Origin of the sequence: Salinicoccus carnicancri Crm (assembly GCF_000330705.1) — a bacterium.
GTDB lineage: Bacteria > Bacillota > Bacilli > Staphylococcales > Salinicoccaceae > Salinicoccus > Salinicoccus carnicancri.
On the sequence record NZ_ANAM01000001.1, the window covers coordinates 18,113 to 35,755 of the forward strand.

Genomic DNA, 17,643 nt, shown 5'->3' on the forward strand with positions numbered 1-17,643 from the left:
CTAAAAATCCCCCTTCAGGTTTACAGACCCTTTTATTTCATCTCTAAACTTAGGAAGTAGCAGGTCACCGGGGATTAGTCTTTTTCACCAGAACTGCATGTTTGTCTCGCCCTGAACAAAAAAGACAGGCATGTGCCCGCCAGATGCTCTATTATTCGCAGCCATCGTTCTCGTCGAGTGTGATGTCATCGAGATTGACACCTGTTGCTTTTTCAACACTATATGTTTTCACATCTGTATCTTTTAGGCGTTCTTTGACGATTTGCGTATCGATAGCGTCTTTCATCAGCGTATCGATTTCTTTATCCATGCGCTCACAGCCCCCTCATCTTCCATCTCGATCTGTTTAAGCAGTATCTTGGTATCCTCCTAGTTAATCTTTCAAATCTTTACTTGAAGGAAACTTTTTGTTTAGATATAAAGTAATCAAAACTAAAATAATTCCAAAAAGGTTATCTATAAAATTATCAGTCGAAATTAATTCTAGTGGGGGAAGTTGAATGATACCGTTTAAATTAAAATTACTTGATACGGAGAATGAATTTAATCACTTCTATAACTTCATCATGAGAAATACAGATCATTTCACGGATTATAGTACGGTAGTCCCATCTTTTGATGAAGTTAAAGAAGAATTCCTATTGGATGTGCCTCCCGGCATAGATATAAAAAATAAAGAAGTGTACGGCGTTTATATGGAAGAGGATCTTATCGGCTTTCTGGACATCCTGTTCAATTATCCCAACAGCCACATCTGCATGATAGGTTACTTGGTCATCGATCAAAGTTATAGGAAGCATGGTATTGGTCAAAAAGTATACAATCACGCTGTTGCTTATGCTAAAGGAAGAGACATGCGGAAGATCCGGCTCAGTGTTGTCAAAGAAAATGAACCGGCTGTTGGAATGTGGAAAAAACAAGGTTTTGAAACCATAGACGAAGAGGTAACGGAATATGGTACACAATTAATGATGGAGATTAGCCTGTAGGGCTGAGCAATGAAGCATCAAGGACAAAAGTGCCGATGGCCTGCGCCGGGGGATAATCGGGCAGAAGTCTGCCCCGCTCATTCAATATGATCAAGACATGTTTTCGAAGCTATGAAAATCAGCCGGCAGAGAAAAAACATCTGGAATTGGCACCGCCAGTAAACTGATGGATGCCATCAGTCTCAGACTCTCTAGTACAGTAACATCGTTTTCCTCCCTCAAAAACCCGTTATATCTCACTGTCCTGCCAACTTGATTTTTTCACACCTGAAATCTGTCCTCTATGGGCATATTCACGAAACGCAATGCGAGACATATTGAATTTCTCTCCTATACCCCGCGGTCTGCCTGTCACCCCGCAACGATTTTTAAACGTGTCAGCGAAGAATCCCTTGGCAGTTTGCAAAGCCCTTCACAGCCCCCTTTTGCTTTCAGCTCTTTTCTTCATGCTGCATACTGTGCGACCAGTTTTCATGCTTTTGCTGTAATAGTTCCCATCCCCTTCTCTAACTGTGAGCTTTTATATAACTTTCTCTAACTTCATTCGGCAGTATTTCAGGAATTTCTTCCACAAAATCCTCATTTCCATACTCCATGGCTTTATCATAATACCAACACTTAAATTTGATCATGTTTAATGTATTCTCCAGTTCTTTAATCTCATCTTCAACTTGCTTTTTTTGTTTTTCGAATAATTCCAATCGTTTACCGTAGGTTGACGGCCCTTCTTCACACCAAGTCATAAAGTCTTTAATACCTTTAATAGATGTCCCAGATTTTTTCAAACATTCAATCACTCTAATTGCTTCAACAGCCTCTTCATCAAATTTGCGTGTGTTTGAGTTATCTTTTCTCAAATTTGGTAATAACCCCTCTTTATCGTAATATCTGATAGTGGAGATGGGTAACTGAAAAATTTTTGATACTTGTCCTATAGAATACAATGTAAAACCTCCAACTTTTAAATTTTCAACTTATCTCTTGACCTGAAGTCAGGTTTAGGTATTAGTATTAAAAATATATCATCAATGCAACATATAATCAAAGGAGGAATAATTATGAACATTGAGACATTGGATTTAGTAGAATCATGGGATAAAACCTTTCCTAAAAGCGACAGTATAAAGCACAGTAAGGTAACATTTGTTAATCGATATGGTTTAACACTCGCAGCTGATTTGTACCAGCCAGTTAATAAAGACAGTGACAAGTTGCCGGCACTTGCTGTAAGTGGACCGTTCGGGGCTGTCAAAGAACAATCATCTGGTTTGTATGCTCAGACAATGGCAGAAAAAGGGTTTATTACAATAGCCTTTGATCCGTCATTCACTGGGGAAAGTGGTGGTAAACCCAGAAATGTCGCTTCTCCGGATATAAATACAGAAGATTTTCAAGCTGCCGTAGATTACCTTGTAACACATAATGATGTAAACCCAGATAAAATTGGTATTATCGGAATTTGTGGTTTCGGTGGAATGGCTATTAATGCCGCTGCTGTTGATACAAGGATTAAAGCAACAGTGACATCTACTATGTATGATATGACTCGCGTAAATGCAAATGGTTATTTTGACAATGAAGATAGTGAAGAAAAGAGACATGAAAGAAAAGAAGAGCTGAATGCACAAAGAACAAAAGACTTCATAGACAGAGAATACGGGTTAGACGGTGGCCTACCAGATTCTCGACCGAAAGAAGGACCAAAATTTGTCGAAGATTACTTTGATTACTACAAAACAGATCGTGGATATCACAGCAGATCTCTAAATTCAAACGGTGGATGGACAATTACAACACCTTTATCATTCATGAACATGCCACTCCTCCAATATAGCGATGAGATTCGTAGTGCAGTGCTTTTAATCCACGGTGACAAAGCACATTCTACCTATTTCAGTGAGGATGCATATAAAAATTTAGTCGGCGAAAATAAGGAATTGATCATACTCCCTAATACAGTGCATACTGATTTATATGACAAAACTGATATCATACCATTTGCAGAAATAGAACAATTTTTAAAGAAACATTTATAATATACTAATATTACAGATGCTATTATACTGATTGTCAATTTTGTACTGATTTAGGATAATTAGCACTATAGTTAAAAGTCCAGCTTATCTTTTGTTGAAGACAGCTGGACTTTTAAATTTGGTTATGCAAAATAACACGTAGAATATATGCAATTCACCGTCAAAATTGACAGTCAACGCCACCTGAGAAATTCTCCAGGTGGCGTTCTTTGTATCAAAATAACTTATTCACTCAATGTGACATCACGGAAATCAGGCTTATTATAATTATTGATATATAAACCGTCCACTTCGCTGCGCTGTGCATTCATGCTGAGTGCCTGTCTCATATAGATCATCGGCGCCTCTTCCACGAGCACTTCCTGCAGTTCTTCATATATTTCTGCACGTTCATCTTCATCTGTAGTCATCCTGCCGGCTTCAAGCAGTTCATCTACTCTGCCGTTCTCAAGGAATGTCCTGTTGCCTTGGCTGCCTTCCATGGATGAATGGAACAGTGGCCATACAGACTGGTCAGGGTCTCCTGTAGGATTGGGCCATCCCAGTATGAAAATATCATGATCACCTGTACTCGTCTCTTCCAGGTAGGCACCCCATTCAATCTGGTCTACGGTGGCATTTACATTGATATCCTGTAATGCTTCTTGCAGATATATGGCGACATCCACTCTTTCAGGTGCATCATTGGTTACTATATTGATGTCAAATCCATCTTCATATCCGGCTTCTTCCATCAATTGCTGTGCCCTGTCAATGTCCTGGTCAAGCCCTTCTATCTCTTCATCGTAGCCGAGCAATTCAGGCTGGATCGGTCCATCCAATACTCTGCCAGTGCCATTGTAGACACCATTGATGATTTCGTCTTTATCTACGACATGTGAGATGGCCTGCCTGTCACTTCATATGATAATTTGCACCTGTTTTTAAGCGTAATTTTGCATAACTAGCTTTAAAGCCCAACTGTCTTCGTAAAAAGATAAGTTGGGCTTTTCAACTATAGTGCAAATTATTGTCTAAATCAGTGCAAAATAAAATTGAAAGTGACATTCAGATGTTGCACTTAATATTAAAATTCATCATACTAATATAAAAATCTTTTTATCTTGCCATACACATTTCGTTCGTAAAAATGCAACCTATTCAATACCTATATATAGTCGGTAGCTTGGGGTATAATAGAACAATATATAAATGAAATTATGGTTTCAAATAAAATGAGGTGTATTCTAAAGTGAGTAACACAACAAAGGGAGTAATGGCACTATTAATCTCTTCATTAGGTTTTGCTCTTATGTCTTTTTTCGTGAAATACAGTGGAGATTTACCGACTGTCCAGAAGACGTTTTTTAGAAATTTTGTCTCAATGCTAATTTCACTTGTCTTAGTCATATATTATAGGGAAAAGCTTTTTGGTAAAAAAGCAAATCAGGGTCTCCTTTTACTAAGATCTACTTTCGGACTTATGGGTGTTCTTATTAACTTCTATGTAATTGATCGACTGGTACTCAGCGATGCTGAAATACTTAATAAGTTAAGCCCCTTTTTTACAATCATTCTTTGTGCAATTTTCTTAAAAGAATATATAAGAAAGTACCAGTTTATATCAATTGTAATCGCATTTGTCGGCGCGATTTTTATTATTAAACCATCTATGTCCAGCGATACTTTATTTGCGCTCATTGGTATCTTGGGAGCATTGTTCGCTGCAGCTGCATATACTGTTCTAAGAGTGCTTGGTGATCGCGAGAAATTCTTTACAGTTGTTTTTTATTTTTCTGCTTTTTCTACGATCGCACTCTTACCTTTTTTTATTTACCAATATGAACCAATGACTGTACAACAATTTTTTATACTGATACTCGCAGGTATATTTGCATCGGTTGGTCAATTTGGAATAACTATCGCTTATAGTTTTGCACCTGCCCGGGAAATCTCAATATTTTTCTACTCTTCAATATTATTCACAGCGTTATTAAGTATATTCATTCTTGAAGAAGTACCGGACTTCCTTTCTATTATGGGCTATTTCATAATATTTGGGGCCAGCTATTATATGTTTATGAAAAACCGTAAACCCAAATCGACTATGTGATGTAAATTTTTATGTATGTCCTTTTTAACCCGAGTTAACGATTTTAAAGCCAGCACTGTTTCAGAAATCAAACCAGTGCTGGCTTTTTTATTTGTAACATATCAATAAAACCTGGAAACTAGTTGATGAATATCAAACGAAATTAGAGTCATATCAATAAGGCTACTTTACATTATAAATCAATAATTAAATTTTTGAAAAATTTCTTTCTTTTATTGCATCCAACATTACTGCAGTCATGTTAGAAAGATTATATTTTGGATTGAAACCCCACTGGCGGACTGCATGACTTGCATCAATCGCATTTGGCCAGCTCTCTGCAATGCCTTGACGCACAGGATCGACATCGTAATCCACTTCAAATGCCGGGATATGCTTTCTGATTTCATTCGCAACCATTTCCGGGTTGATGCTCATCGCAGTCACATTGAATGCATTACGGTCTTCAAGCCTCGATCCGTCTGCTTCCATCAGTTTGATGACTGCATCGATTGCATCGTCCATATACATCATATCCATATTCGTATCTTTATCAATATATGAAGTATATCTTCCGGTTCCTATCGCTTCAAAATAAATTTCCACTGCGTAATCCGTTGTCCCGCCGCCCGGTTCCTTCACATGTGAAATGAGGCCGGGGAATCTGACACCGCGGGTATCCACACCAAATTTTTCAAAGTAGTAGTCGCATAATAATTCTCCTGCGACCTTGTTCACTCCGTACATTGTCGTCGGACGCTGTACAGTGATTTGTGGCGTGTTCTCTTTAGGCGTGGACGGACCGAAAGCGCCTATTGAACTCGGTGTGAAGAACTGAAGATTGAACTCCCTTGCGAGTTCCAGTGCATTTACAAGGCCGCCCATGTTGATGTCCCATGCAAGCTGGGGATCCTTCTCACACGTCGCACTGAGCAGCGCTGCCATATGCATGATCGTATCCGGTTTGAAAGTTTCAGCGACCTCTTTCAGCCGATCCATATCACGCACATCCAGTATTTTAAATGGCTTCCCTTTGAGCTGTTCATCTGCCGGCTCTTTTATATCCGTTGGCAAAACATTTTCTTCGCCATATCTCTCTCTCAGTTTCAAGGTAAGTTCCGTACCGATCTGACCAAGCGCCCCGGTAATTATAATTCTTTTCATATATATCTCCTTATAATTATATTATAAATCAACTTCTACTCAACAAACGTGATTCAAATTTATTAGTAAGTTTTACAACTATAACTGCAATTCCCCAATACATTAATGCAGCAACTACAAAGGCTTCTATATAATACGAATTGGATGACGCTATCAATCTGGCTTGAGCAAATATATCCACAACAGTAATCATAAAACCAAGAGAGATTGCTTTCATAACTACTAAGAATGCACTCCCGAATTCTGGTAATGCTTCTACAAGGGCCTGAGGTGTGATTATTCTAGTGAAAGCTTGGAAGGGGGTGTAACCCAAAGATCTGGCAGCTTCGATTTGACCATGACTTACAGAAAGAAATGAGCCCCTTATTGTTTCAGCTTGAAAGGATGACACAGTCAAGGATACAGCAACTATAAGTATTATCATCGGTGATATATTGTTGGCATTATAACTCAGGCTCAGAAGATTCGTGAAGAAATTAACTATACCTGGTAGAGAATAGTACATTATAAATATAAACACAATCAGCGGTGTGCCTCTTAAAAATAATTTAAACAATACTACAATCTGAATGAGTATCGGCACGTTATATTCTTGTATCAGTGCCATTACTGTTCCAATTAATATTGATAATAAAAATATTATTACAGCTAAAGCAATAGTCTGTGGAACTACTGGAAGTATGCCTAAAAAGTCCTGCCATAAGATTTCGATATTCAATTTCTATGCCCCCCCTGCATTTAAACCAGAATCCAGTTTATATTTTTTGGTTCTTTTTTCAAGCAAACGAACCAATCCGTCAGAAAGAAATGTAACAACGATATAAATGACAGCTACAATAATAAATACCTGAACCTGATTCATACCATATGAAGCAGCCGCAATCAATTCTGCGCGTCCCATGATATCGGCAACACCAAGCGCAAAAACTAGTGAAGTATCATGTATCAAATGAATTAATGCATTCCCCCAACCGGGCAATCCTACAGGTACAACTTGAGGTAATATAATTCTGAAAAATTTTTGTATAGGCGTGTAACCAAAGCTATCTGCAGCTTCATGCTGTCCTTTATCTACAGCTTTATAAGCTGCTCTTAAAACTTCCGTAAGATATCCTCCATGGTATAGTGTCAATGCTACTATTGAGGCAGCAACTGCACTCAAATTACTCACATTGATACCAAAATTCGAAAGAAGAGGTGGTATAGCGTAATAAACGATAAATAATTGTATTATAATCGGCACACTTCTTGTAAAAGAAGACAAAACTGTTGTTAATTGCTTAAGTATTGGAATATTTTTGACAATGATCATCGTCAAAAATGAGCCCAGTAACAATCCTAGTACAGCTGAAATTATTAAAATATATAATGTAATGTGAGCAACCTGTAATAATAGTGATATTATGTCAATTGTACTTGGAGCTTCAACCATTTAGATTTTTCTCCCCTTTGTTATAAATTTCATGCCACGTCATAAGTGTTTCATATACTTATGATGTGGCATGACACCCTTATAGATTAATCTACTCCTCTGTCAAATCATATTGGAATACGTCTTCTCCATAATATTCCTCTGAAATTTCTGACAAAGTTCCTTCCTCTTTCAATTCAACCAATGCCTCATCTACCTGCTTCAGTAGATCTTGATTTTCTTCAGAATCATTGATCAGCATTATAGTTTCTCCTACATAAATAGGATCAGTGGCACGCACATTCAGTCCCTGTTCTTCAATGATTTCATTTTGTCCCAGGTTAGCAGGACCTATAAATGCATCGTATTTTCCTGAATCTATCTCTTTAAGACGTTGTGCATAAGGAATATCCCCACTGGACTCTTCTAAATTGAGCTCATATTCAGGATTCTCTTCCTGCCAATCCAGAACCACTTGAAGAGTACCCCCACCTGCTGTAAAAGGTGTTATATCTTTTCCTTCCAGATCTTCAAGAGTTTCTATATCGCTACCTTCTTTTACCCACATTTTAATTAAACTTCTTCCTGTAGCTTCTTCAGGTACCAGGAATTGCTCTTCACGTTCAGGAGTTGGATAAAATCCCCCCACATTCAATTCATATCTACCTGATTTTATTCCTGTTTCTTGGGCGCTATCTGCAACTGCTTGAATATCAAACTCATAAGCTGCCAACTTTTCATCTATAGCTCTAAGAACGTCCGGCTCATAACCTAATATTTCTCCATCAGTCTCTTGCCAACTTAGATTTTTCGAAGTCGGTGGGGTTGTGACTGTAATTGTTCTTGTTTCTGCATCAGAATTTGTTTTATTTTCCGCAGTTGCTTCCCCTTCTTCCCCACCATTACATGCTGCCAACAATACTGTCATACTGAGTGCAAGAAAAGACATTGAAAATTTTTTCATTTAACGCATCCCCTTTTTATTATTTCGCCTCTACCATTTCATTGGTTTTAGCATAAAATTTTCTTAAAAATTTTTTGGTTCTTTCATTCTGTGAATTTTCAAAGATTTGTTGTGGTGGACCTTCTTCAACCACTTTGCCTTTTTCCATAAATACAACTTTATTCGAGATTTTTCGTGCAAAATCCATCTCGTGAGTAACCAATAAAATTGTTACGCCTGTTTTAGCCACTCTCTCAATAACTTTAAGCACTTCATCAACCAACTCAGGATCAAGTGAAGAAGTAGGTTCATCAAAAAGAATTATATCTGGCTCCACTGCCAATGCTCTGGCAATACTCACTCTCTGTTGCTGACCTCCAGATAATTTAGAAGGATAATCTTTCTCTTTATCTAACAAACCCACCTTTCCCAATAAATCGATACTTTTGTCGTAGGCTTCTTTTTTTGATTTTTTCTGTACTGCAATCTGGGCATCCATAACATTTTCTAATACAGTTTTATTTTTGAAAAGATTAAATTGTTGGAAGACCATTGCAGTATTACGTCTGAGCTTGAGTGTCTCCTTTTTGTTTATATTTTTAAAATCAATATTAATATCACCAATCTGCATCTGCCCTTCATGTGGCTCCACAAGATAATTAATACACTTTAATATGGTGGTCTTACCTGTTCCACTTGGCCCTATAAAAGTAACAACATCCCCTTTGTTCACATTAAGATCTACGCCTTTCAATACTTCTTTCTCCCCAAACGATAATTTTAAGTTTTGTATATTTAGCATAAAATCCCTTCCCCTTTATATATAAATACTATTAGGCCACTTACTTTATTTGCTTCGCGTTTTAACAATGTTACTTATTAAATTCTTTCGGTAATACCGCCAAAACTAAACAATTCATTAAAGGATATATTATCCAGATTGACTCCTGTGTTTCTATAATCTTCGCCTGAAAATAATGAAGATGTATTGATTAATGAATCTGTATAAGGAAGTTTAATATCCGACTTTTTTGCAATCTCAGAAATAGCTACAAGGCCGAAAGGTATATCCTCTGTAAAATATCTATGCTCCACAGTAGTCGGCCCTGCTCCTGAAGCGAACAAACCAGGTAATGCATCATGTAAGTTCGTATAATTAGTATCATAGAAATTATTCAAAATAGTGAGTATATCCTTTGTTTTCACATGGAATAGATCTGCTATTTTCCTTCTTTCTTCATCCAATTTCTCGATATATTTTACCGTTAAGGGCGAAACACCTTCTGGATAAAACTCAAATGGCTGTGCGCTATCGATTCTACTTCCATTAAATATTGAGATTGGTACATGAACTACGACATTTGAATTATTAAGAGAAGTTTCAAAAATATTTGTTGAAGTCACCAGATGAGGAAAACGATCTAAAAATTCTGGAGATAATTCAGGTTGCCGATTTTGAGTAACCAGCGTAGACACAAGGACATTATTTTTAATTTTAGGTATTGTTACAGAGCCTTGATCATCTTTCTTACTGATAAATGGCTGTGCACTTGTTTCCGCTATAGTAATATTTTTATCAGCTACATCTTCTTTCAATATTTGTGCAGCTTCCAATGCTCCCCAATAACCAGGTATAAAAATTATCGATTGATTGTGTTCCAATAATGGCTTCAATGCCCTGAGAATAGGTTTATGACCAACCGCCGTCGTTGAGATCACTATATACTCGGCATTTTTCACAACTTTCTCTATTGATGTGCTTACTTCAAAATCAACGTGTCCTGAGTATATACCTTTAACTTCTAAACCGTGCTCAGAGATTCTTTTGGCTCTGTTCTGATTTCGAGTAAACAAGCGTACCTGCTCTCCGTTTAATGAAAGATAAGCAGAAATTGCCTGACCTGTATTACCTCCACCAATTACTGCATAAGTCATAGAAACACCCCTACGTTTATATTTTATCTTCCTTCTTAATGATAGCGCTTTCAAATTCTTCAATAGCTTTAACTGCTACTTTCATAGCTGTAATTATATGCTTTTCAATTTCACGTTCAGCGCTCTTTTTATCTCTTTTAATCATATGTTCTAAAATGTATTCATGTTCTTCAGATGAGACTTTTATATCTTCAAAATGATTATGTGCCAACCTTCTGTATCTATTAATACGATCATTCAACTGATAAATGATGTTTACAACAGTTGAGTTTTGGCTGATTGAGTAGATAGCGGAGTGAAATTTCCCCCCAAAATTTTCAGAATCAGCATAATCCTCTAATCTAGAGGTGATCTTTACCATCTTCGTTAAATAGGTTAAATACTCTATATTTTGGTCGGTGAGGTTATCAATTGCGTCATTTATAAGAATCCCTTCTAGTTTACTTCTCATTATAAATAACTCTTTAACTTCTTTAGGTGATATAGGGGCGACTCGAAATGTTCCATTAGAGTTTCTAGTTACAAGCTCTTCTACTTCCAGTCTTTGCAGAGCTTCCCTTAAAGGAGTACGGCTTATTTCAAGTTCCTCACCTAACTTCCCGTTTATGATTGGTTCACCAGGCTTAAGAATACAATTGATAATTTTCTCTTTAATTTGCTCATATGCTATATCTTTTGCCGATATCCTGCTTATATGAGTGTCTGTTGATTCATAAATTGTAATCACCTCTTTGTATACCTAAATAATTGTATACAAATATTATAACGTATATATTTCAGATTACAAGCAATATTTATAATTTTCAGTTATATTAATAGTCGTAGCGTTTGTTGCAACAAGTTTGGCAACTCTAATGTTTTTATAATTGAGCCCTTTAATTTTTGTACGAAAAATGTCCTTATAGCATTTTGATGTCACCACTGAAATCGAACTATACGTACCTACTCATTTCTCTATTAGAGCATTTTTTTATGGTCGTTCAGTCAAAGGAATACTAGTGACATGGTTTGAAATCAGATTAGAAAGTGAGCATGGTAAGCGGAGTGCTGACAAACAGGAAGAAAGAAATTTGAAAGAGGAAGTAGAATACTTAATAATAATGTACATCTTTGCCAGCGACCAGAAGCTATTTAGGTTTTCACCCAGTCACATCGACATGAATCCTGTGTATGAAAGATGAGCGAAGGAAAATATCTTAAATACAATACAGATGTCGTACTCGATTTTCCACACAAAGATTCTGTTTTAGAAGGTGGAATGGGCTAAAGAGGATATAAGATAGAAGGACATTTATTATTATAATGTTATAGCTAAAGAAGACTGGATCGTCAACACAAAACTAGACCATTTCGTTAAGGTGTTTCCGACGATAAGCGGCCGGCGTAAGATAGCCTAACGTCCCGTGAATGCGGATGCTATTGTACCAGTGGCCATAATCGAATAAGGCCAGCTCTAATTCCTTAAGGTTCTCGAATGTTTCTCCATAGATGAATTCTGTTTTCAGTACCTTATAGGTCGCTTCGGCAACGGCATTGTCATAAGGGCATCCTTTTTCACTCAGGGAACGATCAATATCAAAGGTTTCAAGTCGCTCTTCGATGGCCTGGTTTTTAAACTCGTTTCCTCTGTCGGTATGAAAGAGTTGAACGTCACGCAAGTCACCCTGAATCGAAGCGAACGCCTTCTGGACAAGAGCTGCATCTTTTTTGGCACCGGCACTGTACCCGATGGTTTCACGATTATACAAATCGAGAATGGCACAGATATAGTTCCATTGGGTACCTACGCGTACATACGTCAAATCGCTGACGACAACCTTGCGCCCTTCTGTTTGAAGCGCATGCTTGATTTTACGGGTTCCGAAATTCTTCCTGCTTCGGTGAAAGATATCTACAATCCGGGCTGTCAGCTCATCTTCTTCGGATGTATCTTTTCATTTTGCTTCATAATAATACGTGCTCTTCGGGGGCTGATACCGAATAGTTGTGACGGTTGTTCCGGATCACATCTACTTTCGTTCCATGGTCACCGCCACTTGCTTTAAAATGTCGTTCTCCATATTGAGACGTTGTCTCTTTACGAAGCTTGATCAATTCCTTCTCTTCCGGCGAGCGGTTATCTGCTTCCTTGAACGAAACGGAATCATGATACTGACTGACCCACCTGTCGAAAGAGGAAGACGTCAGCCCATACTCTCGGATGATTTCCTGTCTTGGCTTGCCGCCTTCGTAAAGCTGAACGATCTGCTTCTTGAATTCAGAGGTGAAGCTACGACGGTTTCGCTTGGTCATGGTTTGGCACTCCTCGGCGTTCGATTTTCGTAAAGTGTAACGGACCTTAACGAAACTGTCCAACCAAGTGTAGCCTATCTATAATAAAACTTGGTATCTTAAGTACTTTAGTGTTTAAATTAGATTATAACTAAACAATTAAGACTCAAAATTGATCCTGAATATCTTACTATATCCTTATGGATATTCATCTAAGTAGTAAACTAAATATGTAGTAATAGGAAGGTGTAAATATGAAATTAGCAAAGCAAAGAGAGTGGGAGTTAAGAGTTTTAGCATCACCAAGGATACCTAGAGGAGACAGTGGATATACACATACTTTAAGAATTATATTAAATCACGTACTAAATGGAACTCCAACCAATGAAAAGATTGTTGTACCAGGAAGTAAGACGAATAATAACTTAGAAGAACTTCTAATTAGAATTAGGCCATTAGGGATAGTAAAAAAACTTAATAGTAAATGGGAAGTTTCTGAAGAGATAAAAGAATGGGTAATAAATAATGATAATGTATTTTTGACTAGTATAATTAATGGTAATTTAAAATTTTTCGTTGAAATTCTAGATTTCTGTAATGGAATAGAAAGAACTTTGCAAGATATAATAGAATATGCAAAAAATGAATATGATTTAGAATGGAAAGGAAAGAGTCAATTTCTTGATAGAATTAAATGGTTAAGGGATATAGGTTCCATTGAATACATAGATCATAAACATTGCTATAAAACAAATGGAAGAGGAAAAGAAATTTTAAAATTGGTCCCTGTCATTAAAGTAAATTATGATAATGAAGTTAATCGTCAATTAAACATTAATTTATCTGACATGGCATTAGATAGTATAGTTCATAGTCAAGAACTATTAGTTCAAAGGAAAGTGAGTACAGGATATATCCCAGGTGGACTCAATGATTTATTTAATACAATCTTTGAATGTTTAGAATTTATTAATAAAAATAATGAAGAGAGAGTAATATATAAGTATTATGAAAGTTCTTATGGAATAAAGTCTACCTCAACTCGAAGTTTCTTGCACCATTTAATGAATTTAAAACTTATTGAACGTGTCTCATTATCTTCCTATGAAGTAACTAATCAAGGTATCTTATTATTAGAATCAAAAAATATACTTGATTTGGTTGTTTTTTATAATAATAGTTATAAATTTATACTCGAGTTATTAGAAGAGCTAAAAGAACCAAAAACAAGGAAACAATTGACCGAAATAGCTTCTTTATCATATGAGATTCAATCAAATATATCTATTAATATTAGTCATAGACTTCACCTTCTAGAGAAAGCTGGTTTAATTTACTTTTATAAAAACAATTATCATCTTACAGAAGGTGCTGAAAAATTTATTACCCATTTTGAATTAGAGCTACCATCTATAATTGGAAATCGGAAAAATGAGAAAGAAAAAAGCGAACATTTTACTTTGTTGAATGATCTTAATAAAACATCCAGAGATTCAATGAACCCTACCAACTTTGAAAAAGCTATTAGAAATATATTTTTAGAAATGGGATTTGATTCAAAGTTGATTGGGGGGGCTGGAAATACTGATGTATTATTAAAGTCACCTGGATCAGCACAATATTCTTATACAGTTTGTGTGGATGCAAAATCAACTTATAGTGGGGCGGTAACAGATAGTATGGTTGATTTTGATACTTTAAAAGAACATAAAAGAAAACACAATGCAGACTACATAGTTATAATTGCAAATACATTTAATTCAGAAAGTAGATTAACTAAAAGAGCAATTGAACATAATGTTGCTTTACTAGATATTGAATTATTGTCTGAACTATATAAAAAGCATATGGAAATTCCACTTTCATTTGAAGAATATATAAATATTTTTAATCAACCAGGTGTGGTAGATATTAAAGTTCTAGATAATAAGAGAAATGAAATGATTGGTATTGCCAATTTAATGTTATCGATAATGGATGCATTTATTAATAATAAGGATGAGTTGCTCACATCAAGGGATCTATATTGGATAATAAATGTTAATAAAGAAAATGTATCAAAATTTAGTAAATTAGAGATTGAAGATATGCTATTATTTTTATCTTCTCCATTTATTGCATGTATAGAAAAAAAGAAAGAAGGATACAGAGCCCTAGGTTCTTCCCAAGATTTAAAGCAAAAATTTAATTTCTTTATGAAAAATCTTTAATTTTTATACTGCTTCGTTTGTCAAAATAAGCTAGACAGCCTGCCTACATCCATGTAACTCATAAATGCTTCCAGCGGTGTCTGGTAGTTCAAAGACTTTCTGGGTATGTGGTTTCTCTTGGAGGCTACTGAAGCAACCTTCCTCTGATCCACTGTGTTGAAATCCATATGCTTGGGCAGGCCGTCTTTCCGAAGCAGTCCATTGGAATGTTCATTCAATCCTCTTTGGGAAGGCGTGCCCGGGTCGGCAAAGTAAATATCAATATCATTTCGGTTGCTCATTGACTGCCAATTTGAGAATTCCTTACCACAGTCGAAAGTAATGGATTTGAACACATTTCTGGGAATCTGATGGAACCATGCGTTGATGACTGTTTCAATATCCTTTGCAGTCCGGCCCTCGGGCTTGAGGGTAATGATCACTTTCGACAGCCGTTCTACAAGTGTCACAACGGCACTTTTATGATGGATGCCGACAATGGTATCGCCTTCCAGATGTCCAAATGCTTCTTTGAATGCTGGGTAGTCCGTCTTTCTGTCAGAGAGTTTCCGTCTGAAAGCCTGTCTCCCACGGCGTTCCTTATGGCCGTTGGGTTTTCGCTTTCCTTTCATCGGCAAGGTGGAAACATCAAAGTCTTTGCGCTTGAACATGCGGTACAATGTGCGGCTGGAGCAGTTGATCGGCTGTTCACGGCGACCGACAATCACATCCGGCGTCCATCCTTGCGCGACCTTTTCTGCCACATATGCGCGTTGATCATTCGACAGCACCGTCTGTTTTCGACCGCAACGCTGCTTGTTTGCCTTGTAGCGCTTATAGAAATCCAATGCGGTGTGACCGTCTTTCAGGAAAGTGACCACATTGTGGACGGTCTGACGTGCTCGGCCAATCTGTTCTGAAATCTTTGATACAGAGGCATTCTGATGGAAATAAGATTCTATAATTACAAGTTCATCCGTGCTAAGATGGGTGTAGGTCATTCGTGATCACTCCTATGATTTCTTTGGTCGGAAATACATTTTGAGTGTATCACGAGTGGCTTTCTTTATGTGTCTAGCTTAATTTTACAATCGGCGTTTCTCAATCCCATAATAATCTGTCGGCTGACATAGCCCACATTGCCTTCAACACTGGCCTTATCTTTCGGCTTTACTGTACGGGTGGGCACAATGACGGTTTGATAATAATCCGCGAGTTCTCGATATGCTTCGTTGAGTACAGGCTCGGCATGTATGGCCTTGGTGACGCCCGTTTTCAAATTATCCGGCACTAGCACCTCAGGCACACTCTTAAAATACTCAAAGGCATGAATATGCCCCAATCCCCAACTCTTTGCGGTCATATCTAAAAACCCCTCGACATAACTGTACTGACTGAATGGCAGAGATGCCACAAAGACATATACAGTGATCGCCTCGCCAGACATTCGGTCTTTCAAATGCAATGTCTCTCCGGCCCAATCCACTTCCAACAGTTCTCCAGGTTTGCGCTTGATGGGCAGGGTCAACCGATGCGTTCTGGCATAGTCATTGTAGTGCTGACAATAGGTCCGGTATGAATAGGCCAAACGCTGTTCATCGGCCGCCCGCATCTCGTATTCTTTGTGCAGCAGCCGTAGGGTCATATGCTTCTTTTTTAATTCCGCATGCACATAGCGCCAGTCTTCTTCAACGAAGCCCCGTCCTCTGGGTGTCTGAGACGGAAACAGCTGAGATTTTAACCACGCATTTGTCATTTCATCTGTCAGTACTGTAATCTCCTTTTCTTTCGCCCGGTTAATCACTTTACTGACTGTCTGTCTTGAACTTCCAATCGATGCACTGATGGTTCGTTGGCTCATCCCTTGCTTATAGAGTTCTAGTATTTTTCGATATTGAATCACATCAAAAAACCTCCTGTGTACTAATGTCACACCATAGGTGTGCGCCATTAGTATACAGGAGGCACTGATATATTTTTCATAGTGGCACCAGATTGCTGCAATGAGTGGCTCAATTCAATGCACTCCGTGGCTCAAAAGTCTGCATGGCCGGCTCAAATGGAATGCAATATTCACTGAAAGAATAGCTGTGCATCCTGCGGTTCATAAGCCATATACATGATGTCATCGATGATGATTAAATCCGAGGCGGCCATACGTTTATATCGGGTTCTGGACTTGCTGATATACTCCCGTGTTTTCAGTATGTACACCAGGTGGTCCATCGGGACAAACGAGACCTGGTAGCCCTGGTTCACAGCGAGAATGCCGAGACCCGTCGAGAGGTGGGTTTTACCCACGCCCGAGGGTCCCATCATAATTAATGCAAAATGCTCTTCCACCCAGGACAGCTCCTTTAATACATTCAGTTGCTTCTCTCCAATCGCCGACTGTTCTGCCAATCTAAATTTATCCAAGGTCAAATATTGCGGGAATTCCGCCCATTTCATCAATTTGGCCCGATTCTTTTCTTCTCGACAGCCGAGTTCATGACCCAGGATCTGGTCCATCAACTCATAGTAGGTCCAATTCTGTGATTCCGCCTTCCGAAGCATGTTCGGCAATTCCTTTGCGGTTTCTGCCAGCCGGAGGCTCCGGAATTTTTGTTGTAAGTCATGATAAGTGTTTGTCAT

The 17,643-nt window shown here is 37.7% G+C and carries 17 protein-coding genes and 3 pseudogenes; 5 read left to right on the forward strand and 15 right to left on the reverse strand.

Annotation, left to right across the window (positions count from 1 at the left end; all coding sequences use genetic code 11):
• Positions 1 to 151 precede the first annotated feature (151 nt).
• Positions 152 to 310 carry a hypothetical protein gene (locus C792_RS14940; RefSeq protein WP_017547397.1) on the reverse strand — a complete coding sequence of 53 codons (159 nt, stop codon included), beginning with the start codon at positions 308 to 310 and terminating at the stop codon, positions 152 to 154.
• Positions 311 to 500: 190 nt separating this feature from the next.
• On the opposite strand from C792_RS14940, the gene C792_RS0100085 reads away from it, so the two are divergent.
• Entirely contained in the window at positions 501 to 989 is a 489-nt protein-coding gene (locus C792_RS0100085; RefSeq protein ID WP_017547398.1) for a GNAT family N-acetyltransferase, read from the forward strand.
• A 229-nt stretch (positions 990 to 1,218) separates the two neighbouring features.
• On the opposite strand, the pseudogene rpsN reads toward C792_RS0100085, so the two are convergent.
• Together rpsN and C792_RS0100090 are read right to left on the reverse strand one after the other, a co-directional pair.
• A pseudogene (gene rpsN, locus C792_RS14700) lies at positions 1,219 to 1,433 on the reverse strand (30S ribosomal protein S14); the annotation flags it as partial.
• 62 nt (positions 1,434 to 1,495) lie between these two features.
• Positions 1,496 to 1,933 carry a MerR family transcriptional regulator gene (locus tag C792_RS0100090; protein WP_017547399.1) on the reverse strand — a complete coding sequence of 146 codons (438 nt, stop codon included), beginning with the start codon at positions 1,931 to 1,933 and terminating at the stop codon, positions 1,496 to 1,498.
• Between the two features lie 114 nt (positions 1,934 to 2,047).
• Between C792_RS0100090 and C792_RS0100095 the strand changes: the two genes are divergently transcribed.
• On the forward strand, positions 2,048 to 3,025 hold the full coding sequence (locus C792_RS0100095; RefSeq protein WP_017547400.1) for an alpha/beta hydrolase: 978 nt from the start codon (positions 2,048 to 2,050) through the stop codon (positions 3,023 to 3,025).
• A gap of 224 nt (positions 3,026 to 3,249) precedes the next feature.
• Here C792_RS0100095 and C792_RS14035 read toward each other — a convergent pair whose 3' ends face one another.
• Complete coding sequence (locus C792_RS14035) at positions 3,250 to 3,909, reverse strand: ABC transporter substrate-binding protein (RefSeq protein WP_083854802.1); 660 nt, start codon at positions 3,907 to 3,909, stop codon at positions 3,250 to 3,252.
• 347 nt (positions 3,910 to 4,256) lie between these two features.
• On the opposite strand from C792_RS14035, the gene C792_RS0100105 reads away from it, so the two are divergent.
• Positions 4,257 to 5,117, forward strand: a complete 861-nt coding sequence (locus tag C792_RS0100105; protein WP_017547402.1) for a DMT family transporter — start codon at positions 4,257 to 4,259, stop codon at positions 5,115 to 5,117.
• Positions 5,118 to 5,303: 186 nt separating this feature from the next.
• Here the strand turns inward: C792_RS0100105 and C792_RS0100110 are convergent, their stop codons facing one another.
• From C792_RS0100110 to C792_RS0100140, 7 genes are all read right to left on the reverse strand, one after another.
• The gene (locus tag C792_RS0100110; RefSeq protein WP_017547403.1) at positions 5,304 to 6,260 is read right to left on the reverse strand and encodes an L-threonine 3-dehydrogenase; all 957 of its coding nucleotides are present in this window, start codon (positions 6,258 to 6,260) and stop codon (positions 5,304 to 5,306) included.
• Between the two features lie 28 nt (positions 6,261 to 6,288).
• Positions 6,289 to 6,978 (reverse strand): amino acid ABC transporter permease, encoded by a 690-nt coding sequence (locus C792_RS0100115; protein ID WP_017547404.1) that lies wholly within the window; start codon positions 6,976 to 6,978, stop codon positions 6,289 to 6,291.
• Positions 6,979 to 6,981: 3 nt separating this feature from the next.
• Positions 6,982 to 7,692: an amino acid ABC transporter permease gene (locus C792_RS0100120; RefSeq protein ID WP_017547405.1), complete on the reverse strand. Its 711-nt coding sequence runs from the start codon at positions 7,690 to 7,692 to the stop codon at positions 6,982 to 6,984.
• Positions 7,693 to 7,783: 91 nt separating this feature from the next.
• Positions 7,784 to 8,635, reverse strand: a complete 852-nt coding sequence (locus tag C792_RS0100125; RefSeq protein WP_017547406.1) for a transporter substrate-binding domain-containing protein — start codon at positions 8,633 to 8,635, stop codon at positions 7,784 to 7,786.
• Between the two features lie 19 nt (positions 8,636 to 8,654).
• Positions 8,655 to 9,416: an amino acid ABC transporter ATP-binding protein gene (locus C792_RS0100130; RefSeq protein ID WP_017547407.1), complete on the reverse strand. Its 762-nt coding sequence runs from the start codon at positions 9,414 to 9,416 to the stop codon at positions 8,655 to 8,657.
• 77 nt (positions 9,417 to 9,493) lie between these two features.
• Positions 9,494 to 10,549: an NAD/NADP-dependent octopine/nopaline dehydrogenase family protein gene (locus C792_RS0100135; RefSeq protein WP_017547408.1), complete on the reverse strand. Its 1,056-nt coding sequence runs from the start codon at positions 10,547 to 10,549 to the stop codon at positions 9,494 to 9,496.
• Positions 10,550 to 10,565: 16 nt separating this feature from the next.
• Entirely contained in the window at positions 10,566 to 11,276 is a 711-nt protein-coding gene (locus tag C792_RS0100140; protein WP_017547409.1) for a GntR family transcriptional regulator, read from the reverse strand.
• 453 nt (positions 11,277 to 11,729) lie between these two features.
• On the opposite strand from C792_RS0100140, the pseudogene C792_RS15130 reads away from it, so the two are divergent.
• Positions 11,730 to 11,810, forward strand: a pseudogene (locus C792_RS15130) (site-specific DNA-methyltransferase); the annotation flags it as partial.
• A gap of 79 nt (positions 11,811 to 11,889) precedes the next feature.
• On the opposite strand, the pseudogene C792_RS14705 reads toward C792_RS15130, so the two are convergent.
• Positions 11,890 to 12,841: pseudogene (locus tag C792_RS14705) on the reverse strand (IS3 family transposase).
• Between the two features lie 233 nt (positions 12,842 to 13,074).
• Between C792_RS14705 and C792_RS0100160 the strand changes: the two are divergent.
• The gene (locus C792_RS0100160) at positions 13,075 to 15,030 is read left to right on the forward strand and encodes a restriction endonuclease (protein WP_017547412.1); all 1,956 of its coding nucleotides are present in this window, start codon (positions 13,075 to 13,077) and stop codon (positions 15,028 to 15,030) included.
• 20 nt (positions 15,031 to 15,050) lie between these two features.
• On the opposite strand, the gene C792_RS0100165 is transcribed toward C792_RS0100160, so the two are convergent.
• The 3 genes from C792_RS0100165 to C792_RS14055 all read right to left on the reverse strand — a co-directional run bounded on the left by C792_RS0100165 (position 15,051) and on the right by C792_RS14055 (position 17,643).
• A complete protein-coding gene (locus C792_RS0100165) occupies positions 15,051 to 16,010 on the reverse strand; it encodes an IS30 family transposase (protein ID WP_017547413.1) in 960 nt (319 codons plus the stop codon).
• Between the two features lie 65 nt (positions 16,011 to 16,075).
• Positions 16,076 to 16,912, reverse strand: coding sequence for an IS21 family transposase (gene istA / locus C792_RS14050; RefSeq protein ID WP_017547414.1), 837 nt, complete (start codon positions 16,910 to 16,912; stop codon positions 16,076 to 16,078).
• A 170-nt stretch (positions 16,913 to 17,082) separates the two neighbouring features.
• Positions 17,083 to 17,643 (reverse strand): ATP-binding protein, encoded by a 561-nt coding sequence (locus C792_RS14055; protein ID WP_017547415.1) that lies wholly within the window; start codon positions 17,641 to 17,643, stop codon positions 17,083 to 17,085.

What these genes read in the sequence shown, in the direction of transcription:
- C792_RS14940 (WP_017547397.1), bottom strand. Translation starts at nt 310, where the DNA reads ATGGATAAAGAAATCGATACGCTGATGAAAGACGCTATCGATACGCAA.
- C792_RS0100085 (WP_017547398.1), top strand. Translation starts at nt 501, where the DNA reads ATGATACCGTTTAAATTAAAATTACTTGATACGGAGAATGAATTTAAT.
- C792_RS0100095 (WP_017547400.1), top strand. Translation starts at nt 2,048, where the DNA reads ATGAACATTGAGACATTGGATTTAGTAGAATCATGGGATAAAACCTTT.
- C792_RS0100110 (WP_017547403.1), bottom strand. Translation starts at nt 6,260, where the DNA reads ATGAAAAGAATTATAATTACCGGGGCGCTTGGTCAGATCGGTACGGAA.
- C792_RS0100120 (WP_017547405.1), bottom strand. Translation starts at nt 7,692, where the DNA reads ATGGTTGAAGCTCCAAGTACAATTGACATAATATCACTATTATTACAG.
- C792_RS0100125 (WP_017547406.1), bottom strand. Translation starts at nt 8,635, where the DNA reads ATGAAAAAATTTTCAATGTCTTTTCTTGCACTCAGTATGACAGTATTG.
- C792_RS0100130 (WP_017547407.1), bottom strand. Translation starts at nt 9,416, where the DNA reads ATGCTAAATATACAAAACTTAAAATTATCGTTTGGGGAGAAAGAAGTA.
- C792_RS0100135 (WP_017547408.1), bottom strand. Translation starts at nt 10,549, where the DNA reads ATGACTTATGCAGTAATTGGTGGAGGTAATACAGGTCAGGCAATTTCT.
- C792_RS0100160 (WP_017547412.1), top strand. Translation starts at nt 13,075, where the DNA reads ATGAAATTAGCAAAGCAAAGAGAGTGGGAGTTAAGAGTTTTAGCATCA.
- C792_RS0100165 (WP_017547413.1), bottom strand. Translation starts at nt 16,010, where the DNA reads ATGACCTACACCCATCTTAGCACGGATGAACTTGTAATTATAGAATCT.
- C792_RS14055 (WP_017547415.1), bottom strand. Translation starts at nt 17,643, where the DNA reads ATGACAAACACTTATCATGACTTACAACAAAAATTCCGGAGCCTCCGG.